This window comes from Rhodococcus sp. JVH1, from assembly GCF_000280725.2.
GTDB classification, from domain to species: Bacteria; Actinomycetota; Actinomycetes; order Mycobacteriales; family Mycobacteriaceae; genus Rhodococcus_F; species Rhodococcus_F jostii_A.
Genome location: NZ_CP166290.1, coordinates 950,534 through 972,118 on the forward strand (window position 1 = coordinate 950,534; position 21,585 = coordinate 972,118).

General features: G+C 65.2%; 25 protein-coding genes and 3 pseudogenes. 11 read left to right on the top strand and 17 right to left on the bottom strand.

Going from position 1 to position 21,585, the window contains the following annotated elements:
* Nucleotides 1-77: 77 nt before the first annotated feature.
* Both JVH1_RS41945 and JVH1_RS41950 read right to left on the bottom strand, forming a co-directional pair.
* Nucleotides 78-744: pseudogene (locus JVH1_RS41945) on the bottom strand (FAD-binding protein); the annotation flags it as partial.
* A 320-nt stretch (nt 745-1,064) separates the two neighbouring features.
* Entirely contained in the window at nt 1,065-1,265 is a 201-nt protein-coding gene (locus JVH1_RS41950) for a hypothetical protein (protein ID WP_009476100.1), read from the bottom strand.
* Between the two features lie 1,106 nt (nt 1,266-2,371).
* Between JVH1_RS41950 and JVH1_RS41955 the strand changes: the two genes are divergently transcribed.
* A complete protein-coding gene (locus tag JVH1_RS41955; RefSeq protein WP_009476098.1) occupies nt 2,372-2,512 on the top strand; it encodes a hypothetical protein in 141 nt (46 codons plus the stop codon).
* A 168-nt stretch (nt 2,513-2,680) separates the two neighbouring features.
* Nucleotides 2,681-2,953 (top strand): hypothetical protein, encoded by a 273-nt coding sequence (locus tag JVH1_RS41960; protein WP_009476097.1) that lies wholly within the window; start codon nt 2,681-2,683, stop codon nt 2,951-2,953.
* A 537-nt stretch (nt 2,954-3,490) separates the two neighbouring features.
* Here JVH1_RS41960 and JVH1_RS41965 read toward each other — a convergent pair.
* From JVH1_RS41965 to JVH1_RS41975, 3 genes and pseudogenes are all read right to left on the bottom strand, one after another.
* A pseudogene (locus JVH1_RS41965) lies at nt 3,491-3,658 on the bottom strand (hypothetical protein); the annotation flags it as partial.
* A 58-nt stretch (nt 3,659-3,716) separates the two neighbouring features.
* Nucleotides 3,717-5,270, bottom strand: a complete 1,554-nt coding sequence (locus JVH1_RS41970; RefSeq protein WP_237735192.1) for a hypothetical protein — start codon at nt 5,268-5,270, stop codon at nt 3,717-3,719.
* A 560-nt stretch (nt 5,271-5,830) separates the two neighbouring features.
* Nucleotides 5,831-5,953 (bottom strand): hypothetical protein, encoded by a 123-nt coding sequence (locus JVH1_RS41975; RefSeq protein ID WP_009476095.1) that lies wholly within the window; start codon nt 5,951-5,953, stop codon nt 5,831-5,833.
* 328 nt (nt 5,954-6,281) lie between these two features.
* Here JVH1_RS41975 and JVH1_RS41980 point away from each other — a divergent pair, with 328 nt between their 5' ends.
* Entirely contained in the window at nt 6,282-6,656 is a 375-nt protein-coding gene (locus JVH1_RS41980) for a hypothetical protein (protein ID WP_009476094.1), read from the top strand.
* Nucleotides 6,657-6,925: 269 nt separating this feature from the next.
* The gene (locus JVH1_RS41985; protein ID WP_009476092.1) at nt 6,926-7,054 is read left to right on the top strand and encodes a hypothetical protein; all 129 of its coding nucleotides are present in this window, start codon (nt 6,926-6,928) and stop codon (nt 7,052-7,054) included.
* Nucleotides 7,055-7,607: 553 nt separating this feature from the next.
* Here the strand turns inward: JVH1_RS41985 and JVH1_RS41990 are convergent.
* The gene (locus tag JVH1_RS41990) at nt 7,608-7,850 is read right to left on the bottom strand and encodes a hypothetical protein (RefSeq protein WP_009476091.1); all 243 of its coding nucleotides are present in this window, start codon (nt 7,848-7,850) and stop codon (nt 7,608-7,610) included.
* Between the two features lie 709 nt (nt 7,851-8,559).
* Nucleotides 8,560-8,895, bottom strand: coding sequence for a hypothetical protein (locus JVH1_RS41995; protein ID WP_009476090.1), 336 nt, complete (start codon nt 8,893-8,895; stop codon nt 8,560-8,562).
* Here JVH1_RS41995 and JVH1_RS42000 point away from each other — a divergent pair.
* Nucleotides 8,840-9,958: a WhiB family transcriptional regulator gene (locus JVH1_RS42000; RefSeq protein WP_371113178.1), complete on the top strand. Its 1,119-nt coding sequence runs from the start codon at nt 8,840-8,842 to the stop codon at nt 9,956-9,958. The two genes, JVH1_RS41995 and JVH1_RS42000, sit on opposite strands and share 56 nt — an antisense overlap.
* A 148-nt stretch (nt 9,959-10,106) precedes the next feature.
* Here JVH1_RS42000 and JVH1_RS42005 read toward each other — a convergent pair whose 3' ends face one another.
* Nucleotides 10,107-10,628 carry a Dps family protein gene (locus tag JVH1_RS42005; protein WP_009476088.1) on the bottom strand — a complete coding sequence of 174 codons (522 nt, stop codon included), beginning with the start codon at nt 10,626-10,628 and terminating at the stop codon, nt 10,107-10,109.
* 164 nt (nt 10,629-10,792) lie between these two features.
* Nucleotides 10,793-10,945: a hypothetical protein gene (locus JVH1_RS42010; protein WP_237735191.1), complete on the bottom strand. Its 153-nt coding sequence runs from the start codon at nt 10,943-10,945 to the stop codon at nt 10,793-10,795.
* 47 nt (nt 10,946-10,992) lie between these two features.
* Between JVH1_RS42010 and JVH1_RS42015 the strand changes: the two genes are divergently transcribed.
* Nucleotides 10,993-11,136, top strand: coding sequence for a hypothetical protein (locus tag JVH1_RS42015; protein ID WP_157174009.1), 144 nt, complete (start codon nt 10,993-10,995; stop codon nt 11,134-11,136).
* A gap of 117 nt (nt 11,137-11,253) precedes the next feature.
* On the opposite strand, the gene JVH1_RS42020 is transcribed toward JVH1_RS42015, so the two are convergent.
* Complete coding sequence (locus JVH1_RS42020; protein ID WP_043779901.1) at nt 11,254-11,811, bottom strand: HPP family protein; 558 nt, start codon at nt 11,809-11,811, stop codon at nt 11,254-11,256.
* A gap of 806 nt (nt 11,812-12,617) precedes the next feature.
* Between JVH1_RS42020 and JVH1_RS42025 the strand changes: the two genes are divergently transcribed.
* The 3 genes from JVH1_RS42025 to JVH1_RS42035 all read left to right on the top strand — a co-directional run bounded on the left by JVH1_RS42025 (nt 12,618) and on the right by JVH1_RS42035 (nt 13,634).
* Complete coding sequence (locus JVH1_RS42025) at nt 12,618-12,995, top strand: hypothetical protein (protein ID WP_043779846.1); 378 nt, start codon at nt 12,618-12,620, stop codon at nt 12,993-12,995.
* Between the two features lie 98 nt (nt 12,996-13,093).
* Complete coding sequence (locus JVH1_RS42030) at nt 13,094-13,228, top strand: hypothetical protein (RefSeq protein ID WP_043779844.1); 135 nt, start codon at nt 13,094-13,096, stop codon at nt 13,226-13,228.
* 184 nt (nt 13,229-13,412) lie between these two features.
* Nucleotides 13,413-13,634 carry a hypothetical protein gene (locus JVH1_RS42035; RefSeq protein WP_157174008.1) on the top strand — a complete coding sequence of 74 codons (222 nt, stop codon included), beginning with the start codon at nt 13,413-13,415 and terminating at the stop codon, nt 13,632-13,634.
* Between the two features lie 25 nt (nt 13,635-13,659).
* Here JVH1_RS42035 and JVH1_RS42040 read toward each other — a convergent pair whose 3' ends face one another.
* The 6 genes and pseudogenes from JVH1_RS42040 to mftB all read right to left on the bottom strand — a co-directional run bounded on the left by JVH1_RS42040 (nt 13,660) and on the right by mftB (nt 18,292).
* Nucleotides 13,660-13,971 carry a transposase gene (locus JVH1_RS42040; RefSeq protein WP_009476080.1) on the bottom strand — a complete coding sequence of 104 codons (312 nt, stop codon included), beginning with the start codon at nt 13,969-13,971 and terminating at the stop codon, nt 13,660-13,662.
* Between the two features lie 178 nt (nt 13,972-14,149).
* On the bottom strand, nt 14,150-15,988 hold the full coding sequence (locus JVH1_RS42045) for an FAD-dependent oxidoreductase (protein WP_009476078.1): 1,839 nt from the start codon (nt 15,986-15,988) through the stop codon (nt 14,150-14,152).
* Nucleotides 15,989-16,223: 235 nt separating this feature from the next.
* Complete coding sequence (locus tag JVH1_RS42050) at nt 16,224-16,436, bottom strand: hypothetical protein (RefSeq protein ID WP_009476077.1); 213 nt, start codon at nt 16,434-16,436, stop codon at nt 16,224-16,226.
* A gap of 54 nt (nt 16,437-16,490) precedes the next feature.
* Nucleotides 16,491-16,712, bottom strand: coding sequence for a hypothetical protein (locus tag JVH1_RS42055; protein ID WP_009476076.1), 222 nt, complete (start codon nt 16,710-16,712; stop codon nt 16,491-16,493).
* A 686-nt stretch (nt 16,713-17,398) separates the two neighbouring features.
* Nucleotides 17,399-17,780 (bottom strand): annotated as a pseudogene (locus JVH1_RS42060) (mycofactocin radical SAM maturase); the annotation flags it as partial.
* 212 nt (nt 17,781-17,992) lie between these two features.
* Complete coding sequence (gene mftB, locus JVH1_RS42065) at nt 17,993-18,292, bottom strand: mycofactocin biosynthesis chaperone MftB (protein ID WP_009476072.1); 300 nt, start codon at nt 18,290-18,292, stop codon at nt 17,993-17,995.
* Between the two features lie 138 nt (nt 18,293-18,430).
* Here mftB and JVH1_RS42070 point away from each other — a divergent pair, with 138 nt between their 5' ends.
* Complete coding sequence (locus tag JVH1_RS42070; protein WP_009476071.1) at nt 18,431-19,015, top strand: TetR/AcrR family transcriptional regulator; 585 nt, start codon at nt 18,431-18,433, stop codon at nt 19,013-19,015.
* A 1,060-nt stretch (nt 19,016-20,075) separates the two neighbouring features.
* On the opposite strand, the gene JVH1_RS42075 is transcribed toward JVH1_RS42070, so the two are convergent.
* The gene (locus tag JVH1_RS42075) at nt 20,076-20,477 is read right to left on the bottom strand and encodes an SPW repeat protein (RefSeq protein ID WP_009476068.1); all 402 of its coding nucleotides are present in this window, start codon (nt 20,475-20,477) and stop codon (nt 20,076-20,078) included.
* A gap of 98 nt (nt 20,478-20,575) precedes the next feature.
* Here JVH1_RS42075 and JVH1_RS42080 point away from each other — a divergent pair, with 98 nt between their 5' ends.
* Nucleotides 20,576-21,208 (top strand): TetR/AcrR family transcriptional regulator, encoded by a 633-nt coding sequence (locus JVH1_RS42080; protein ID WP_051033715.1) that lies wholly within the window; start codon nt 20,576-20,578, stop codon nt 21,206-21,208.
* Nucleotides 21,209-21,585: the final 377 nt, after the last annotated feature.

Genomic DNA, 21,585 nt, shown 5'->3' on the forward strand with positions numbered 1-21,585 from the left:
GGTCGCTGTGCTGGCTGCGGCCTCATAGCGCACGAGTCGAATCGAGTTGGGTACAGTTGTCATCCCGCTCGGATGGGAGGGTCGCGAGCTCGTGCGGCCTCGGGGTTGAACCTGTCGACCGTGCGGAGTAGCCCCGTCTCGTCGACCCCGATCGTGCTCGCAAGCTCCGACAGGGTGCCGGCGCGGTGGAGGTAGTCGGGCACCTCTCCGCCCGGTGTGACGCCGAAGATCCCGAACTTCGTCCAGTAGTTCTGGTCGAAGATCAGCCACGCCTTGGCATTCGGCATGGTGCCGGCGCCTCCGTAGAACCCCTTGGTGGGCGCGCCACCGGAATTGCCGGCGGCGTATAGGCCCGGGATGACCTTGCCGTCGGTGTCCAGGGCGCGCCCGAGTGCGTCGGTCTTCGGACCGCCCACGGTGCCGAGCGCGCTGGCACCGACCTCGAGGGCGTAGTACGGTGCGGTGTCGACCGGTCCGAGAACGCTCGACTTCGGGCTCTTCAGCACGGGTCGGATGATCTTCGCCAGGGGCCCGACCACGAGGGAACGCACGCGTTCGGGGTCGTTCTTCTTCGCCACCCGCCCCGCGAGCTTGCTCACGATCGGACCGATCGCCGCGGCGATGCGCATCCGGGCCTGTGCGGTGGCGGCGGGGAACCGTGCATCGGGGGAGTTCTTGCCCAAGTCGGGGATAGTAGGCGCCGAAGTAGCGGTCGAACATCGTGTCGCCGCGGTGGAACTGGGGAAGGTACTTTTGACGCGGCCGCGTCGCCGGCCGCTACCTGACGTCGCGCTCCGCCCCGAGTCAGCTCCAGGGCTGTCGCGACCTCGGCGTGCCGCTGTCTGCCGGCACGGGCTGGATCAGGGTCCGAGCGCGGCGTTGTGCGGGGTGAGAATCGCACCCAACAGGTAGTGCCCGTCGGCGGACGACCAGTTCGGACAGATCATGCGCGAGGTCGACCCGGAGACCGTCGAAGCGGGTTGTGCTGGGCGGTTGCCTCGATGGTGCCGGCAGCAAATGATCGTCGCGTGCGTGATCGCCGGGCGGTGGGTGATCGCTGGTGGTCAGTGACGGTCGTTGTCGTCGACCCAGTAGGTGAAGGTGTACCGGCTGATCTCGGGCGAATCGGTGGTCAGGATCGTCTGCAGGGACAGATCGGACCAGGTGCGGACGCCCTGTGCGCGCAACTGTGCGACCGCCTCTTTCTCCGCGTCGTCACGGGCCGCGCCGGCCTGCAACTCCAGTGACATTCGTTTGATTCCCACCGGGAACACAGTATGGCAGCGATATGCGCGCACATTCCTCGCCGGTTTCCATGGGACTGCACACACGTCGCGGCATCGTGTGGAGACGTCAGCCGTGGGGTCAGGTTTCGGATCGGCTCTGCGGCGTAACGGCCCGGAACAGTCGACTATGACTGGTGGACACTGGGGTTCGTGTACGAGTCGGAAGCGGTCTGCCGAGGTGGGGTACGCCGATGGTCTGCGTCGTGTCCGGGCAGCGAAGGGGGGCGGCGTCGAGGATGCGTGCGCAGAAGTAGACGAACGAGGTAGGCGACGGGCGACTCGCTGCGAGGGTGACACGTCAGTCGAGGGTCGCCGCGTCCGAGGTGCCCAGAGCGGCGGCGGCTCCGATTGGTGTGTTGTGGTGCAGCCAAGCGCAGCCCCCGCCAACGATGTAGATCAGCTGGCAGGGGCGCTACACGGACAACCTGCACGTAGTAACGAGCAGCGCATCAATGATCTTCGTGAGCCGGACCCTGGAAGTCCAGGGAGTGTGATCCATGCCATTGCAGTAATTTTCGCAACCTGAATTACCGACCGGTAAGTGCGATTTCGACGCTTCCTGCGGTGCGTACACGAATCGGCTGAGTCGCGATCGGCGCGAGCCTGCGACGGGGGGTACTGCCGGAACCGGCGTGTTTTGCTTCGCCACAGCAATGGCGGCGGGCTTCGGCATCGAGTGATTGAGTGACAATCCCGTTTCGGTCGGGACGCCGATTATTTTGTGCTGCAGCATGTCCGATAGCGCGCAGCTGTTCTGCGCAATCGAGTATGTGCGGCGAGCTGCTCTACCTCCCAGTGTCGCTGACGAACCCCCTAACGATCTGTGCTGGCGTAACGAAATGCTTCGGCGACAGAGTTCAAACGCCGGTGTGTGACGTAGAGCACACCTGAATTTGTGGAAAAAGCCTGGCGCTCGGGGGTGTTCGGTTGCAACCCTAAGCCGAGACCCATAACCTCCAGGCCCAATTTCGGGTATGGGTGTAGGTAGTTCGGCCAATGTGCAGGTGTCGAAGTCGGTCCAAGGTAACTGGTGCGGGTCATCGACGTGGCAATCGAAAATATCTGCACGTGAGAGAAGAGTTGTCATGGCACGGATTGCCGAGAACCTGGGCACCAATCTGCTGAATACGTTGCGGGTCGGTGTGGTTGGCACTGTTCTGTACGCCGGGCTCATCATGGGAGTGGTTGTGGTGGCGGTGTGGAAGTTCCCGATGCCCGGCGTGTAGGCCAAGCGGCGACTCATGGTTCTCCGCCGACGCCCGGCGGGTGAAACACTCGGTGGCAGTTCGGCGATAGAGCTGACAGGGGGCGCGGTCGTGCCCGTGGCTCCGCGTGGCGGGTGATCAACGCGCGGTACCCGTAACGGGCGCCTGTTGATGTGGAAGGAAGCGACGATGTTCGGGACGGGCACGGGCGCGATGGTGGGTCTACTGGTGGCTGCGCTGGTGGTGGTGCCCGTCTCGTTCGGTGTGGCGGCACGAGCGGACGCGAAGGTTCGCCGCCTCTCAATGTTCCGACCATCCGATCCGTATCTGAGCGGATCGGTCGCGGACGTGGACGAGCGGTGCGATCGGTGGCGGCAGCTGGCAACGCGGGCGTGGCTGATCTGTGGCGGCGCCTCGCTGGTTGCTGTGGCGGTTGTGGGTGTGCTGATCTGTGTCGGGTGAGGGGTGACGACGTTGCCGGGTATGTGCGGTGGGCGGTTCGCGGCTGTCGGTGCGGGACGGGTCGAGCCCTGAAACCAGGTGGGCCGAAGCGGCCCGGTCGGAGTGTAGTCCGCTCCGGCCGGGCCTCGCCGGGACGTGCAGCAGGTACCCGCCGCGTACGTCATGACCGCACTCGTCCCGGTGTGCGTCCGGGAAGGGGTGCGCTCCCGTTGGGCGGTGCGGTTCCGCGTTGGTGTGCTGGGTTGTGGGCGTCGCTGATGTCACCTCGGGCGTTTGACAGCGGGTGAAATTCTCGACCGGATCTACGGATCTCGGCAGACCGGTGTGCACCAATCCCTGCCAGCCAGTGTAGGTGTGGCTGGTGCGGTATTGGTTTGTCGACCTGTTCCTTCGTGTTTGCGGTGCGAGGATGGGGTAGATCCGCCGCCTGCTCCGATCGCTGAAATGTGACTCACGCCACATATCTTTCTCGGGTCGTCTGTACTTACTGACGATCATGAACAGTGCGGCTCCGAGGCCGACCAGGGGATGGGTGCGCATCCCGGCGGACTTCTGCCGCAGTTGTCGCTCCATGCCCACCGCAGCGGAGAGCGCGACGGCCACCGACAACACCGCCACCAGGGCGGGTGCGAGGTCACGAGCATCGCTCGGATAATCCTTTGACAATAAGAGAATAGGAACAGTTGCGCCCGTCCGCTGGAACATTCTGATCCTCACGTGTGGGTGCTGTCAGGGTGCCGCTGTTTCTGAGGGGCGGGTCTATTCATTCTGGACGGGACGACTGACTTGCCACCACCAACGGCGGGTTGGAAGGTTCGAAGCCGGAAAGGTTGTTGGCCTCTCGGCACTCTCGCAGTGTGGGCGTCATGTCGCGGCGCTTGGGAGCGGTGCGCCACACGTGCGTCTCGAATGGGAAGATGGACTCGCGCCGTCGACGTTCGAGGTCCTTGACAGGCTTCACGGCGGGCGAGGCACGCGGTATCGCAACCGGTGTTGTCTGGATCGTGAGTGTCCTGGAGGGGCGACGACGTGCGACAGCCGCGAGTAGTGTGACAGCGCCGATCGCGGTGACAGCCGCCACGGTGAGCCCCCAGCGCTGCAAATCCTCCGGTGATGCCGCGTCGGCGGTGTGGAGCGACGTCGCGAACAGCGCCCCGGCGGCGACCGCTACGAGCGTGGATCGCAGGTCTCGGGCGGAGGCGGCAGCGTGGGACAGCAGACTGCTTTCGGCACTGTCACACAGCTTACCGAGCTCGGTATGCAGGAAGGCGATCTCGTCGGCGGTGTGGTGGACCAGCGTTGATCGCAGGTGTGTCGATGCGATCCGTGGCGGACGTCGGTGTGCACCGGTGAGATGTGCTTGCAGAAGCCGTGTCTCGATCATCCGTCTGCGGGCCGCCGCGATGTCGCCGAGGCCGGCGAGGGCGCCGCGTTCGCTCAGGTGGCGGCGGTTGCGCAGGAGCGACAGGACCCGTCGGTGGTCCGCCGAGTGCTGTGCGCGGAGGGCGACCCAGCCGATGAGGCCGTAGAGCATCTCACGGGTGCCCTGACCGAGATATTCGGGACCGATAACGGGGCCACCGAGGTCGACGGCGAGGACGCGGGCGTCCCCGCGAATCGCGATCCCCGACCCAAGACGCGACGCCCTGTCGATAAGCGGGACCCGGTGCCAGCGCAAGAGTCCACGGCAGGAGCGGGACGCGGCCCCCGTACAGGGTGTGGTGCCCGGTTCATCGACCAGTCGCCGTACCGTATCGCCCCCGTCGATGTGGACCTCGACGATCAGGGCCTCGAGGGTGTCCGGCTCGGTCCTGTGAGGGCCGTGGATTGTCAGGGTGCGCAGCGGCCAGGAAACCTGTGGGCTGGGCAGTCGGGTGTTCAGCCGTGGGAAGATATCGAGCGGGGTGGCGTCGACCGTCAGCCCGAAGGGGCGAAGAAATGCATCGATAGTGGCCCAGAATTCGGGGCTACCGCCGCCGCGGAGCGGGTCATGGTGTCGGTCGACCAGTCTGCCGGCACGGTCGGAGGTGAGTTCCTCGCAGGCCAGCACCAGTCCGTTGCCGGGCACCTCCCACAGTGACAGGCATGTTGCCGGCGGGCCGACGTACGGGCGTTGCAGGCCGTCAGGTGCGCGCTCCCCATCGAGTGCGAGACCGAAGGAAATCGGGGGACTGCTGCGATCGACGATGTGCCGGAACGCCAGCAACTGTGCCCGGGGTCCATCGTCTCCGGTGGCGGAGGGGGCGCTGATGCGGGCCGGCAGGAACGGTTCGACCTCGTCGACCGCGGGCACCGGGACCGGGTCAGCGCTTTCCACGATATCCAACGGCAGCAGAATGACCCGCAACAGTGCCCGGCGTCTCCCAGGCGACAGCGAAACCGGGTCCGGCCGACGGGTCACGAGTCCAGGACGATTCATTTCTGTTCCATCAATTCTCGACGCATCCGGCGCTCCTGTGCCGACCCCATGGGTCGGCACAGGAGACGTCATCCCGGACGTCGTTGGGTGAGTGCCCCTGCCTCGCTCCTCCCGAACTCTGTGAGAAACACGGCCGTCCCGGCCGCGCAGGGGCCGGGACGGCCGTGTCAGAGGCCGGAAGTTGGCCCCCGATCGGGTGGTCACACGCAGGGGCAGGCCGAAAGCCTGCGGTGTGCTTCCGTCGAACGCGGAATAGCCTTATGGGCCTTTTTCGCTGCTGTAGAAAAATGGAAGCGAGTGCAGTCGGTGATATCGCCACGGTCCGAACCGTTCTCTTCCGAAGCCGCTACTTCTCACTGTGGGCACGGGTCAGGGGTATTGGCCGAGTTCCCGGGGCAACATCATCGATCCTCAGGCAGTCAAGGAGGGTGGCCGGGGGTGTTAATCCCAGCGTCGTATCAGCTCTTCCGCTTTCGGATGAGTTGAGTGGACTCGAGCGCCTTCTCTCGCTTCTCCGCCCGGCGCTCCTTGAGAGCCCGTGCGGACTGTTTCGAACTCTTGACGGCGGACTTGTCAGCCATTGTCGGTCCTTTCCGAATCGGCAACCGCGAACTGACCTTGACCATACCCAACAAAAGAAGTAAGTCCAGTTCAGCGGCCGATTTATAGGATTTAGAGGGGTTCGGTGATGCGCGGGTCGCGGCGAGAGGGTCGGTTGGTGCGCCGGCGGGTTGTTCCCCGATCCTGGGTGCTCTCACCTCCGATGCCGTCCGGTGCGGTCGCCGTCCGACGTCCGTCGGCGGTTTCCGAGGTGCAAGGCGCGCAGGAAATTTCACGGGGCTTGCGTATTTCCTATCGATGGCTATGGTGCAGGGCAGCATTAGTGGCATCTATTTGGAGGACTGAAGTGTGAGTGCAGCTACCGATCGTCAGTGGGCGGTTCGTGACGCTGTTCTGCGTTGGCTTCTCGCGAAGACAACGGAGGGCTATCGCAGCCCGATTCTGGACGCGGATGCCATCGGAGCAGAGGTCGGGTGGGTGGCTTCGGCGCTCACCCATGACGAAGTGGTCGACGCCTCGATGTTTCTCTTCAAGGAGAACTATGTGACAGGCGTGCCGGTCATGGGTATCGGGATTCCACGTCCGATGCTGACTGTCGCGGGACGCCGGGTTGCCAAGGCAGGCAAACCGTTAAGGTCCAAGATCGACGTTCACGTAGCGAAGTTGCGTCAGCATCTGCCGGCTCCGTTCGCGGAGACATCCGCGACGGGCCGGCGGCCGTGAAGTAAAGGGAGGATGGCCTCGACCGGCCACTCGACGATGAGTAGGTGCGTGTGATATTCCGACCACACGACATCGTCGACCCTCGCCGGTGCCGGGTCGATCGGCACCGCTCAGTTCACGGCCCGACTTGCCGCGATGGTCGGGGACGACAACGCCGACACCCCGTCGCTCTCGTTGCCGACCCCGCAGGCTGTGAGCGAACTGAGCTCCACCGCATCACCATCCGCACCGGACGTCACATTTGGCCCACCCCGAGGAGGACCTGTCCCGTGAACCTCAATGTCGCCCTGCTGTTACTTGTCCTCGCCGGCGGAATCGGTGGCACCGCCGCCGTACAGGCCGCGTTGCGCCGTTCCGCTGACCGCGGTCGGCGTGCGGTGTTCCACATCGGCGGCTGATCCAAATTTCTCGGAGCCAGGCCCATCGAGGGCCGAGAAGGAAATTCGTGTGAGCGTTCATGCGATGGGTGTGTCTGGCACGGGTACTACTGTCGCCGACCCACTTTCATTGATGTCCGCGAAGCCGACGAAGACGACAGGTGCAAGTCCCTGCAACCGGGTGCGTGCGGGCCCGGGCAGATGCCTTGGCGACCTCGTCGACCCACAGCGCTGAGGATCCCATAAGGACGGCGAACACGCCCGGCCGGAGATTGGCGCCGTGGTGTCGAAGGGGCCCTGCACAACGTCGAGGTGCGCCATCAGGGCCGATCCCCGGATACGTCATCTATGCCGGGCGATACCGAGGCTGCCAACGCCCGAAGCCTTCGGCGGTGGCCAGTCGCCGGCGACCGTTTGATCACTACCCCCGCGCCAGTCCGCCCGTGGGTCTTCCGGGTGCACCGCATTGGGCCTCCCGTGCGATCGCCCGGGCAGGCTGCAACTGCGAGTGGCGGTGATGAAGACCGGGATATACAGATCGCTCGGGCTCTCCTCTGATCTGCCGGCCCGATCACTACGGGGACGAGTACGTGATCACCGGAGTGTTCCCATCCAAGATGCACCCGGCGAGGGCCTCGATTGCCGTTGTCCCGATCGCCCTGCCGAACTTGCGTTTGAGAGCCGTCCGCACCCTGGAAGCTGATGCACCCTGGTGTGCGCGGTACACCTGGTCTACGCCCCGCTGGAGGTTCGCCGAGACGACGGGCACCAGATCCGCCGCACACCCGATGTCGATGCGCACCACAACCTCGACCACATCAACCTCGATCCTCGTCCATCACCGCACGCTCGTCTCGAGAGCCTAAGACATGCAGGAAGACTCAGCGAAAGTGCTTGCTCGCTGTCGACGGTGGTGGTGCATGCCATCGTGGCGGGGATCTGTCGGCCGGAGGCGGAATCTCCCCGAGCGGGCTCGGGGCCGATTCCGGTTCCTTGCTCCGGGTCGAGACCGTCCCGACCGACCCGGCGGGGGTGCATCGCACCGTTCGGAGTGGGTGCCACGCGCAGGAATCGACCACTGCGACGAACACTGTCGCATCAGGCACTGCTCGGCGAAGGCATGCGACCGATCGTTCGGCAGGAACGTCAGCTCTCGCTGAGGCCGAAGGTCTCGTCATACTTATCCTGGCGCAGCCACATTCATCTGGACCTTCGCCGACGTGAAACGCTCGTAAACGCCGGCGTATCGGTATCGGGTCGTAGATCGCCGCCGCCGACGTATGTGGTACGCGACACAAGACCGAGCACCCCATCAACGGTCCCATCCACGACACCGCACTCACCCAGCTAGGTAAGGCCTAGGTAAAGGCCTGTGTTCTCGGGATGTCCCTTCCTGGAGACTGGAGTGACGGACCATGCCCGGCGGCGTCAACAGGGAGGTGCGAGACAGCACCCACCTGCGCCGACATCACCTGTACCGCTGCACCGCCCGATGTAGCGAAAGGACTCCCATGCCCACCGACACCTCAGCAGTACCCGGACGAGGGCCTTCGCCGCAGCGCGCGGACGCGCAGTTGCTGTCCGCCGCGGCTGCAGTCCTGGCCGAGCAGCGAGCCTGTAGCCATGACGCCGGCTTCGACGCTCTCCTCGATGTGGCCCGCCGTAGCCACGTCAGCGTCACCACCGCGGCTGTACGTGTCCTGTCGCGGCCGTCTGTGGATCGCGGTGGCCAGGCGAAGCAGAAGCAGCATTCCCGTGCAACAGCGCATCTGCCGCGCCACGATCGCGGTGCCGGTGGTGGTGTCAATGGATAGGAATCCGCCCTTGCCGATCCCGAAGGATCCGTTCCCGGCGGCGGTCACCGTTGATTCCAGTGAGTGGCGGGTGCGTGCCGCGTGCCGCGGCGCCGATCTGTCGGTGTTCTTCTCCCCCGACGGCGAACGGCGCTCCGCTCGCGATCGGCGTGAAGCGCTGGCCCGGCAGATCTGTCAGGTCTGCCCCATGCTGGTGCGGTGTCGCGATCACGCGCTGACGGTGGGTGAATCCTACGGCGTGTGGGGTGGCATGACCGAGACGGACCGACGCAAGCACACCCACCGTTCCCGCCGCGGTGAGCGTCGACCGCTCGGGTCTTTCCGTGATCAACCTGTCGGCGCCACATCGGGGATAGACCGGGCCGCATCCACCGTGGCGCTCGACCGCGCGTACACCGGTGGCGCGTCGACGGGTCACCCACCACCGGCTGACACCCACGCCGACCTGGACCGGGCCGATTCGTACCGTCGGAGCGCTTCGGCGAGGCACGGAAGAGCATCGTCCTGGCGGCCCGAAGGACTGTCAGGTGACGGCTCGCGATCGAGTTTTCACGTACCGTCGACAGAGCCGAACGGGGTACCGCAGGCTGCACCTGATCGTCCGGATTCCGGTGTCCCGTCGAGTACAGACGGTGTTCGTCGAAATCCAGATCCGCAGACCATTGCGATGAGTTTCTGGGCGAGTTTCGTGCAAGGTCTTTTGCGGGCGAAGACCGCACACACCGTCCCGGTTGACCAGAACTCCGCCGGCAGTTTCCCGACACGCGGTGCCACCGCGCACGATGTACTGGATGCCATCCACTGGCAACGGCGGCAATACTTCTCGGGTCGCCTCCCGCGACCTGCCGTGCCACCCGGTGCAGACAACGGCGGGTCGAGGGGCGCACTCTGCGTCGGGGACCGACGGCGAGCACACCGCGCAACCACGTCCCACGGGCACAACGAAGTCGGTGATGATGGCGTTGTGAGCTCCTGTTGGGTCGGTGATCTGATGATCACCGACCCAACAGGAGCCCACTGTCTTCGATTCTCGGCGAGGCGCAGGCGCGCCGTCGCGAGTTCTCACACGCCCTCTGGCGCAGCCGCTGGAATGGCCCGCAACCGATCATGAGGCGGCATGGACTGTCGTCGCACTCGGGTTTCGCGTGCTGGGGTTACTGGAGTGCGGCGTGCAAACGCGGTCGTTACGGCGCTGAGGCCGAGACCACCGGTGCCGATCGCCCGTCGCGGCCGCCTCCTCATGCGCGGGTCTGGCGGAGCTATGTGACGAGCAATTGTCCGAGTCGACGACGCTGGGCAGATGGTTGCGCGTTCTGGGCCTGCCACATCCAGTGCAGTTGCTCGAGTCGGGCGGTGATGCCGATCAGCAGGTCCTGGGTGACCGGGTCCGCCTTCTCGGTGGACTCGATGCGTGCCCGCAGCCGCTCGATGACGGCGGCCAGGTTCGCGACGATCGTCTCGACCACCTCGGCGTCGGGCGTCCAACCTTCGCCGAATCCTGCGGTACCCGCGTCCGCGGCCACGGTCGCCGCGCGGCCGTCCGGGCTGACGCCGATCGCGGTGGCCCGTTCGGCCGCCTCATCGGTGAAATTGCGTGCGACCGTGACCAGCTCGTCGAGGGAGGGGTGTACCGCCAGGAAGCGGGGTCCGATGACGTTCCAGTGGGCCTGTTTGGCGATCAGGCTCAGGTCGATCAGGTCGACGACCGTGCCCTGCAGGGCAACGCCGGCGATCCGCTGCTGCTCGGCGTCGAGGGTGGTGGTGATGGGGGTGGTGGTCATGGTTGCTCCTGACGTTCCGTAGGTCGGTGTCTGTGTCGGGGTCCTGGTTGTGGTCATCCAGGCCGAGGCCGCCCCGATTGTGCTGTGTCGGCATGGTGGGGGACCGCGCCCATCGGTGTGATCGGTACCCACGTGTGCTGCGGGGTGCCCGACGCTCCGCGATCTCAGGCAGTGTCCTCGAGAAGCAGAACTGTGTTCTCCTCAGCCTCGCTGAGCCGGTTTGCGGGCACTGAACCGGCGTTTCCGGGCTGGGCGCCGTGATCGGTCTCGGGGGTGAACATCGCCTCGAGATGGGCCTTGATCTGGCGGGTGCTCATCGATCCGCCGTGGGCGAAGGATCGGTGGAGTGCCACGGCGGGCGTGCGTGATCGATACATTCCTCGTTCTCTCTTTCTCGGCCCCCGGCCGCTATCGGCGCGGGGTGGCCGTGCGTGCGGCGCAGCGCCACGACGGGAGCCGCGCGCAGAGTGCCTTCGGCCACAACCTGGTCGGCGAGGCCGCGGACTGATCACTCAGGCCGTCGGGGCGATGCCGAGACACCCTCATCGCGCACAGAGTCGGCGTTGCAGTGATCACCGGGACGCTGTTGCCAACAGGTTGTGCCCTGTGCCTCATCGACCAGCTCTTATTCTCCAGCGGCGACAGACACTATGCGGGTGCCCGGTACGGTCTTGCTCAACGCGATCGCGATGCGGCGTTCGGATTCGTCCGCGAACTGGCCTGCGATGGTGACGCAGCCCTCTTCGACCGTCACACGCCAGCGTCCGTCCCCGGTGTAGTCGTCGAGGCGGCGTTGGGCGCCCACGGCGATCATCTCGTTCGGTTTGAGCATCAACCGCACCACGTCACTGCGGCTGAGGATGCCCACTACCCGTCCGTCGATATCCACGACCGGCAGACTGCGTAGTCCCTGTTGAAGCAGCATCTGGCTCACATCGGCCAAATATTGATACATCGGCGCAGCAACGGCGGGTGCAGTCATCACCTCGCCCACCGTCTTCGAGGACGCTTGTCCGGCCCGCAACACGTCTCCGCTGTTCAACATCCCAACCAGCCGGTCGTGGTCGTCGACCACCGGCACCGCCGCGAACCCGTACTCGGCCAGTAGCACTGCGGCCGTGCGCATACTGTCGGATTGGCGCACCACTCGAACCGGTCGCTGCATCACGTTCAACACTCGCATCGTCACCACTCGTTTCAGTCGATCCGACACCCAGCATTAAAGAGCGCTGGAAGTTGGCCCCCCGCTAGGTCTCACGCGAATGCCGACAAATGACATACGCCATGTTTCCAGTAAACTCTTCAGCGCTCCGTGCGTCTTTTCCGTTTCTGTATATATGAGCGGAAAAGAGGGAAGCCCGGCGAGGTCCTCACCCCTGCGTAGCTCGAACCCGATATCATCAGTCCGTGATGGGGCGAGTCGGCTTTTCTATTGGCCGAGCTTCGGGTGCGACATTCCACCACTCAGGCAGTGAAGAGGATGGCGGATGCGGTGACGATGCTCCAGGGTGACGTCAGCTCTTACGCTTTCGAATGAACTGAGTCGATTCGAGGGCCTTCGCTCTCTTCTCCGCCCGACGCTCCTTGAGAGCACGTGCAGACTGTTTTGAACTCTTGACGGCGGACTTGTCAGCCATTGTCGGTCCTTTCCGAATCGGCAACCGCGAACTGACCTCGACCATACCCAATAAAAGAAATAAGTCCAGTTCAGAGGCAGATTCAGGGAACGGCACGCCCAGTGAGCCATGCACAAAGGGTCGGTTCGGATTGCGTCGACGGGGACGACGGGATCGGCCAGTAAGTTGTCGCCGGTCTGTTCTCGCGCGAGATACCCTGCGCCTCAATCACGCCCGTGTCTACCGGCTTGCAGCCTCAACCTGAGGAGTCTCCGAAATCCCAATACGTGCAGAATGATTCGATACTTGCCTATTCATTGCCGACGGCTATGGTGCATGGAGGCATCAACGACATCCACTGGAGGACTGAAGTGTGAGTGCAGCTACCGATCGTCAATGGGCGGTTCGTGACGCTGTCCTGCGTTGGCTTCTTGCAAAGACAACGGAAGGTTATCGCAGCCCAATTTTGGACGCGGACGCCATCGGAGGAGAAGTCGGGTGGGCAGCGTCGGCGCTCAACGACGACGAGGTGTACGACGCCTCGAACTATCTCTTCAAGGAGGGATATGTGACAGGCATGCCGGTGAAGGGTGTCGGAATTCCACGACCGATGCTGACTCTTGTCGGACATCGTGTGGCCAAGACAGGCAACCCCCTGCGGTCCAAGGCCTACGCCCGCGAAGCTAAGGCGCGCCGGCGCCCGCAGACTTTCGCAGAGGTATCCGTGACGACAGCGGGCACGGCGAAGTAGAGACGGGTCCGCCCGTCATTCGACTATGCGTACGCGAGCACGGGGTCAAGCTCGCCGAAACATCGTCCGGTCATCATCACACCCGAAGGGACGTCGACATGAACACTAACGTGGCACTGCTACTGGTGTTGCTCGCCGGAGGAATCGGCGGCACCGCGGTCCTGCAGGCTCTTCTGAGGCGGCCCGGCAGTCGCCGCAGCACCCGCGGTACGCCGTTCCGCCCGAACGACTGAACCCCGGCAACAACTGGCATCTTGACGAGATGTTCTTGACGATCAACGGCCGGGCGGCAGTACCTGTGGTGCGGCCGTCGATCAGGACATCGTCCTCGACGCGCGGGCACAGTTGGGTGAAATACGCAGGATGTCAAGCGATTCCGCCGGAAGCTATTCAAGCACGGTGCGCTACCGGCCGCCGGTGCTGACCGCCGACAAGCTGACCAGCTACCAGATCGCGCACCGCGAGTTCATGCCGTCGGAGGAGCATCGCGGCCCGAAGTGCGGCGGTTCAAATCCTCAGCGCATACGCACCGGTTCCTATCCGCGGTCGGCGTCTTATCCTCGCACTTTCGACCGCGCCGGCACAGGCTTAGCCAACGACTACCGACAGGTGATGGCCGACCTTCGCGGTCTGACATGAGACCACCGGGAGCACCACCGCTTCATCAATAAGAACCGCCTAACGCTGCTCTCTCACACCGTATCCGAACACTCGGTGCACCGAACCTATCGAACAACGCGACAAGCCGGAAGGCAGTGGTGTCGCCGTAGCCGGGGTCCGCGACCGCCGTTGGTGGGGTGCGACCCCACTCGGTCAGCTCGTCGATCATCTCGATCGTCATCTCCCACTTGGGACGGTGATGTTCGGTCTCGGGGATCGCGGACCGCTTCCGGCGGGCGGTGATCGTCGCGATGGCGTCGGGGTTGGTGGTGGACCGATCGTCCCATGCCCCGGGCAGGAACAGGCGCCAGTCCAACGGTGCCGAGGCGGCATTCAGGCGGAGTGCGCGCTGACCGCGATCCCAATGTCACAGCGTTCTATGCGCGGTTCGCACACCGGTTTTCCCGGGTGGAGTCGCGGCGGCGGATGGGGTGTTGCCCAGTGAGGGGTGACCTCGACCGCCATCTCGACGGTCGAGGTCACCAACGAGATGCTCAGGCGTCATTCTGTCGTTTGGCTGCTTCCCGTCCCGCCAGGTAGCCGAACACCAGCCCGAGGGAGATCGTCCCTCCGGCGCCTCCGTAGAACCCCTTCATGGGCGCACCACCTGCGTTGCCGGCGGCGTACAGGCCCGGAATGATGTTGCCTTCGGTGTTCAGCGCGCGCCCGAGTGCGTCGGTCTTCGGACCACCGACGGTGCCGAGGGCGCTGGCCTGAACCTCGAGGGCGTAGTACGGCGCGGTGTCGATCGGCCCCAGCACGCTCGATTTCGGGCTTTTCAGCACGGGTCGGATGATCTTCGCCAGGGGCCCGACCACGAGGGAACGCACGCGTTCGGGGTCGTTCTTCTGCGCCACCCGGCCGGCGAGCTTGCTCACGATCGGGCCGATCGTCGCGGCGATGCCCTGCCGGGCCTGTGCGGTGGCGGCGGGGAACCGCGCGTCGGGGGAGTTCTTGCCCAGCCAGGGATAGTAGGCGCCGAAGTAGCGGTCGAAGACCGTGTCGCCGCGGTGGAACTGCCGGTCGCGAGCTCGCGCGGCCTCGGGGTTGAACCGGTCGACCGTGCGGAGCAGCCCCGCCTCGTCGACCCCGATCTTGTCCGCCAGCTCCGACAGGGTGTCGGCGCGGTGGAGGTAGTCGGGCACCGCTGCGCCCGGGGTGATGCCGAAGATTCCGAATTTCGTCCAGTAGTTCTGGTCGAAGATCAGCCACGCCGTGGCATTGGGCATGGTGCCGGTCTCCGGGTCGACCTCGCGCATGATCTGGCCGAACTGGTCGTAGGCGAGGGCCTCGTTCGCGAAGCGTTCACCCTTGCTGTTGACCATGATGCTGTGCGGCAGCGCGCGCTCGCCGAGGAACACCCGAGCGAGCGGGCGGCCCTCGAGCTCCTCACCGGGCAACTGCACCCCGGGCATCCACCAGGCGTCGTCCATTCCGGTCAGATCGGCGCCCATCTCCTGGGCCAACTGCACCGCGATGCCGTCATGGCCCGTGGGGGAGACCTGCACGCCGAAGGGCGCGCCGAGGTAGGTGGTGGTGGTCTCGGTCGAGCTCTCGAATCCGCCGGTGGCCAGCAGGACCCCGCTGGTGGCATGCACTGTGTGCTCGACGCCGTCAGCCCGGATGACGATCCCGCGCACCCCCGACTCATCGGTGACGAGCCGGGTCGCGGGTGTCTCGACGCGTACGTCGACACCGTTGCGCAGGCATGCCTCGAGGAGCGCTCCGATCAATGCCGGTCCGGCGAGCCAGACGTCGTCGATGCCGATGCCGCCCAGCAACCAGAACGGGAGCGGATTCTTGGCCATGCCCGTCGTCAGAGCGGGGCGCACGAACTTCGCGTTCTCTCCCAGTCCCTCGGGGGAGTAGGGGCCGGGGAACAGTGCCCGGCCGACGGACGCGCCGTCGATGTCGGATCGATAGTCCGGCCAGATCGTCGGGATCCACCCGAAGGAGGTGTGCTCTTCGATGAACCGGGCGACGTGGGGTCCGGTTTCCAGGAATTTCTCCACCAGGTCGTGGTCGAGGATCTGGTCGCGACCTTCGCCGTAGATGTACCGCCGAGCCTGGTCCAGGTCGTCGTTGACCTTCAGGGCCTTGGTCGAGAAGCCGTGGTTGGGGATCCAGGCGGCACCCGCCGAGATCCCGGTGGCGCCCCCGACGATCTCGCGGGACTCGACCACGAGGACGCGTGCGCCCTCCTTGGCGGCGGTGAGTGCTGCCATCAGGCCGGCACCGCCGGACCCGACGATCGTCGCGTCGACCTGGCCGGGGATGCCCTTCTGGGACACGGTCCCGATGGAGCCACTGGGCTGAGTCGAACTGCTGATCATGATGTCCTCCGTACGTTGAGTTTCGGCCGTGACCCTCCGCGACCAGAAGGGTGCGACGTCAAATATGATTGAAAATGGAACTAAATGGGCCTTTTGTCACCGGAACATCGCTGCTTCCGTGAGGTGATCCGGCGGCTGGGGCATCGCCGAATGCCTCGACGCAGTGCGCACGGTGCTCGGCCCGGTCGGTGGGATCGCGGGCCCCTGGCAGGGCTCCGCATGGGGCGACCGCGATCTACTTCACTAAACGGTTCCCGTCAAACCCATCCCGGCGATGGGAGTTGCTGTCGGTAAATGAAGTACGGCGCGGGGTGTCGACTGATTCAGTCGCCGTGTGGTCGGAGTCGAGCATGGATTCGAGATGGGCCTTGATTTCTGGGGTGCTCATCGATCCGCCGAAGGCGACGGATCCGTAGAGGGTGGTGGTCGGCGTTCTCGTCAGGTTCATTGTCGTTTCCTGTCCGTTGTGGGTAGTTGGCGGGCCGCTGCGGCGTGTTTCTCCTCAGATCATCCACGCGGCCAGGGAGATACAGGCCAGCATCAACAGTCCGATCAGGACCCCGACCCCCACCGACTGGGTCACCGCGGCCCCTGGCACCGCGGCCGACACGGAGGCGGCGACGGCAATCACCGGCAGCGGCGAGTGGTCGGACTCCGGGTGTGTTCCGCGGTTGGTGTGCGCCGATTCGATCCGGGTGAGCGTGTGATGGGGGTTGATGTGCATGGGTGTATCTCCAGTTGTTTCCTCTGTAACCGCGAGTTCTGATCTCGCGGGGCGAAGCGTGCGCCGTGTGCCACCGAGGGGAAGAGCCTCAGGTTCGCCCGCTGAACGCTGCGCTACGAATAGCGTAGCGAATGTTTATGTGAGTTCGCTGAGTCTCGATACCGACACGTATTCGGCGGTGGCGGGGCGAACTCCGGTCGCCCGCTCGATGTCGGCCGACTCTCGGCGGGTGACGGACCGATCGCCGGACTCGGCGTGCCCGCATCCGTTCGGTCGGGTGTACGGCCTGTGCTCCGGTGGGGGAGATCTCAGCACCGGCGGCGATACGTCTTGACCCAGTGCGTGGATGTCCATCTCGCGGTTACCGGACAGATTCGCCGCGTGGGTGCGAGCCCGAGTTCGGCGACGCAGCGGTGTTGTCCTCGACGGTCACGCCCTTCTCCGACCCGGTGATGATTGCGGCGTCAACGGATTTGGGCAAAGGCAACTTCTTCTTCGCCCGTTTCTGGGCGACGGCGACGGTTCGGACCAGTCGTTGGCCATGTTCCACCTCTATCCCGTGGTTGCTCCTGCAAGTTCAGGAGAGTGGTGCGGCGTGGCGTCCAGCACCGATGTAGTTGCATCTTCAACTATCGTCACATAGCTCTTTTTGTTGCGAAGTCAACTAACTGCCCGATTGGTGCTGTCTACGCCAGGCCGGTGAGTGGGTTTTCGTCAGGGCATGCGACGGTGGTGCACCAGGAGTTCCAGCGGCGCGGGCGCACGCGGCGCGGCGCGCGTACCGGTGCGCGAATGGTCCACGCTCGGCTGCGGCATGGCACGGTCCGGTCGGCCGTCCGTGCCGATACCCCGAAGCGCCGAGCACATTCGGGATCGGGACCGTCGATCGGCAGGCTGGTGAAGAATTTCGCGGCCATGCAACCGCCGGGACACGAGTCGTAGAAGGTGCACGTACCCCGTGTCCCGTGCCCCGCCGGCCTGCGGTGCGCGCAGCTCGGCAAAGAGCTTCGAATGCTGCCAGACGTGCTGGAATCCGCCGTCGGACAGCACGTTTCCGGCAAGAAACTGCGGGTCGCGTTTGCCGGACGCGACAGGCAGTGCACGCACGAGGTTGCGGGCGAGGTCAGTTCCCGGGTCGGGTAGATGGGGGCGTCGAGGCCCTTCTCGAATTGGTCAGCCAGGCGGCCGACCTTCGGCGGTCCGGATGTCGCGGGCGTTTCGATTGCAGAGGCCATGGCTGCGTCCTCATGGTGGGCGTATGCAACGGAGCCGGCGAAAACCTAGGCCGGCACGATCATCTGGGAATCCGACAAGGTGTCGAGCGCGCGCAGATACGGCTGTGAGGCAGTCTCGTCGATGCCGGGCGCGGTCAACGCCGCACGCACGGACGGGTGCTCGAAGGTTTCGGCGACCTGCACGATGGTGGTGTTCTTCGAGAACGGCAGCTTGCGGGTCCCGAAGTGGTAGAGCAACGCCCCGAAAGGTTCGGGACGAAGCGCTACCTGAGGGTGCAGCCGCCACGCCGCGGCCGGGTCGAACGATCCGCCGCCGACCTTGCGCCGGTCCGGTGCGCCGGGCACACGATACGCTACTATGACCGTAGCGTACGAATCGCGTTCGCCGAGTGCGAGGCGGAACTCGGGATACCGGTGCGAGTGCGGACGGCCTACCGCGGTTCCCTCGGAAGCCGCTCACGGAGTGGGAAGGACGGGACAATCATGCCCAGCACGGATATTTCGGTGCCGTATGCGCAGCGGGGGCAACTCAGTGTGGCCCGGATCAACGCGGCCACCCTCGAATTGTTGCGCACGAAGGGCCCGCACCGGGTCACCATCGAGGCCGTCTCCGAGCGGTCTGGTGTCGCGAAAACCACCATCTATCGGCACTATCAGGACCGGGCGGAGATGTTGCGAGCGGCACTGACAGTGGCGGTGGAGGAGACCGCCCCCGAGATCCCGTCGGAGCTGCCGATTCGCCGGCAACTGCTGTGGATGTTCGACGACACCCGCCGCACCGTCGAGGAACACGCCGGCCGGGGGATGATCGCTGCGGTCCTGACCAATCAGGACCCGGAGTTCACCGAGTTGTTCCGTGAGGTCACCGCCGCCCACCGGCGCACCATGATCGATGTCCTCGAGGCCGCGATCGAGGCCGGGGCTCTGCCGACGGGACTCGACACCGACATGACCATCAGCACCATCCTCGGCGCCTACCTTGCCGAACTACTGCGCCACGGAACCGTCGAGCAGACCTGGGCGCAACGACTCCTCGACACCCTGTGGCCCGGCCTGGCATCCGACTGAGGACCGCTGTCCACCCCAGATCCTGTCGGTGCACAGCAACATCGACCGACGCCCCCGTGTGGCGCCGACCCCGCCGAACCGGGCGCCGCGACACACAATCCTTCTGAGGTGTGCGTGGTGCGTGTGCTGGTGGTGTGTAGTTCGGGTGCCGCCCGAGTGGGTGGTCAAGGCCCTCCCTCGGGTCTTCCCCGCACGACAGCGATCTGGGCATCCGACACCGACTCGGCTGCCGCAGGTCGGCGTCCGGGGATTCGGTCGGTCATCGGAACGTCGCCGACGAGGCAGATTCAGCTCGGTACCGAAGACATGAGGGTGTTCGACAGCGCCGACAGCGCCGACAGCAGCCGGAACGCGCCCGAACAACGGGACCGCTGTGTCATGTGCGCACAACGCCGACGGCAGATAACCACGCTGGGAACAACGGATTCCGGTCACGGCTCGCCACGCGCACACATCCCCGGGTTGCGGTGCGAAATTCTGCAGGTACCTCAACAGACGTGAGGCATGGAGCGCAGTCAGCGAGTGCGGAGTTCGCTGCTCTCGAGAAGCAGAGCCGATATGTAGCCGAGCGGACGGTGCAGGCGATCCGCGTGGTCGCCACTGCACACACAACTTTGCCGCGAGAACAGTTCACCGGCCCGTATGGACGCGGCGAGAAGGAAGGCATTGAACGACGCCCCGATCGCGTTGCCGCGGTACGGGTTTGAGCGACGCCGGACCTGAAAGGGGCCAGGCGGACGACCCCCAAGGGCCGGCAGCCGCAGCGCACCGCCAGCGCAGCGTAATGGAGTCGACAGCGAGGGTGCCGGGAAGCGGGCGCCTCGGGTGCAGTCCCTGCCGGCTGCGCGACCGCCGGCACACGCGATTCGTTTCCCGCTTCCAAACTACCTGTGCCCGATACCGTTCAGGTCAAAGGTTTCTCCGGAATCGTACCGGGTGCCTCGGCGCGCTCGGATAAGCCTTGATGCGAGGCGCGCCGGCCGGTGGACGCCGGCCGGCGGTCGATGTGGATGTTCCCCCGCAGCTGCACCGGTGCAACGGCGCCGGACTCGGTGCGAATTCAGTGGGCCCGAATCTTGCTGGCGTGCCTTTCGTAGGTCGACCGGTTCTGTTCTCGGGTGACTTCGGTGACGTTGGCCGACTCGTCGTGGGTGTACGCGAAGGCCGCGAGACCCATGATCAACGCGCCGGCAATCCACGAGGTCCATGCGGCGCCGTCACCGGCGAACTGGCCCAGCCACGGCGATATGAACAACACCAACCCCACCACGGTCAGGGACCAGTGGTCCTTGGTGGGATCGCGGGCGAGAAGCGACCACAAGGCGTAGAGCGAGGCGATGGCTCCGAAACCGAGCGTGAATCCCGCTCCGGCCGCTGTGGTCCCGGACCAGAACGAGGCCGACATCGTGAAAAGACCCAGGATCAGCGCGGCAACGCCGATCCATCGAGTTGATGTGTTCATACCACTCCTTCAACAGATACGCTACGCGTGGTGTAGCTACATACAGTGTAGCGTTATCGGCCGAGCACGGTAAGGGACGACGGGAACAGGGGGCGATGATGCCGCGGAGCACTGGCGGGGCTTCACCGGAGCAGCGGATTGCGGGCGCCGTTGTGGACCTGCTCCGCAGCAGGGGGCCCAGGGCGGTGACGATCGAGGCTGTGGCCACGCGCACCGGCATGGCCCGCACGACGATTTATCGTCGCTATCGCGATCGCGACGAGATGCTGACCGCGGCGATGGCGCCGATCACCCAGCCCACACCCCCGGGCCCGGACGTGCCGCCGATTCAGGTGCTGCGCTGGGTGGTCGAGCAGTCCCGGCGTGCGGTCGAGGGCGGGATCGGATTCGGGGGGATGGCGGCTCTGGTCATGGAGGACGAACCGTGGTTCACGGAGCTGATGCGGTCGTTGTTGGTGCAGCATCGGAGCTCGTTGGCGCAGGTTTTGCAGCAGCGCATTGCCGCCGGGCAGATCCGTGAGGATCTCGAGGTGGAGACGTTCCTCGATTGCATCGTGGGGGCGTACGTCGCCGAACGGGCCCGCAGCGGCCAGGTGGAGCCGGACTGGGCCGACCGGGTGACACACAGCCTGTTTCCGGCGTTCGCGCAGCCGCAGACCCCTAGTCCTCGCGCTCCTCGCGGCGCGGGGCGAGGTGAAACGAGCCCTCGGTGTGTATCGGCAGAAGAATGATCGACAGCACCGCAGCACCCCACAGCAAAGCTCTTGGCTTCGGCGATGGGCCGATGTCCCGCTGTGCGAACCCGTGCCAACCCGAGCACCGGACCGGCGTCGGTCAGCCCGACGTATCGCGTGGTTCTCTCGATCAGGAGAGGCAACACCCCACAGGATGTGGGTGCGAGGACCGTGCGCGGCGCCGGAAACAACGTTACCTGCGAGATCTTGGCCTGAAGTTCAGTGACAGCCAGACGACGCGCTGGTTCCTCGGCGCGCAGGCGAGTTCATCGGCGGTGGGAACGAGCTCGGGTGCCGAGAACATGTCGGCGCCGACGAGAAGTCGAGCCGGTTAACGTGTGAAGGGGGTACTCGCGCCGTGGCCGGAGAGGATC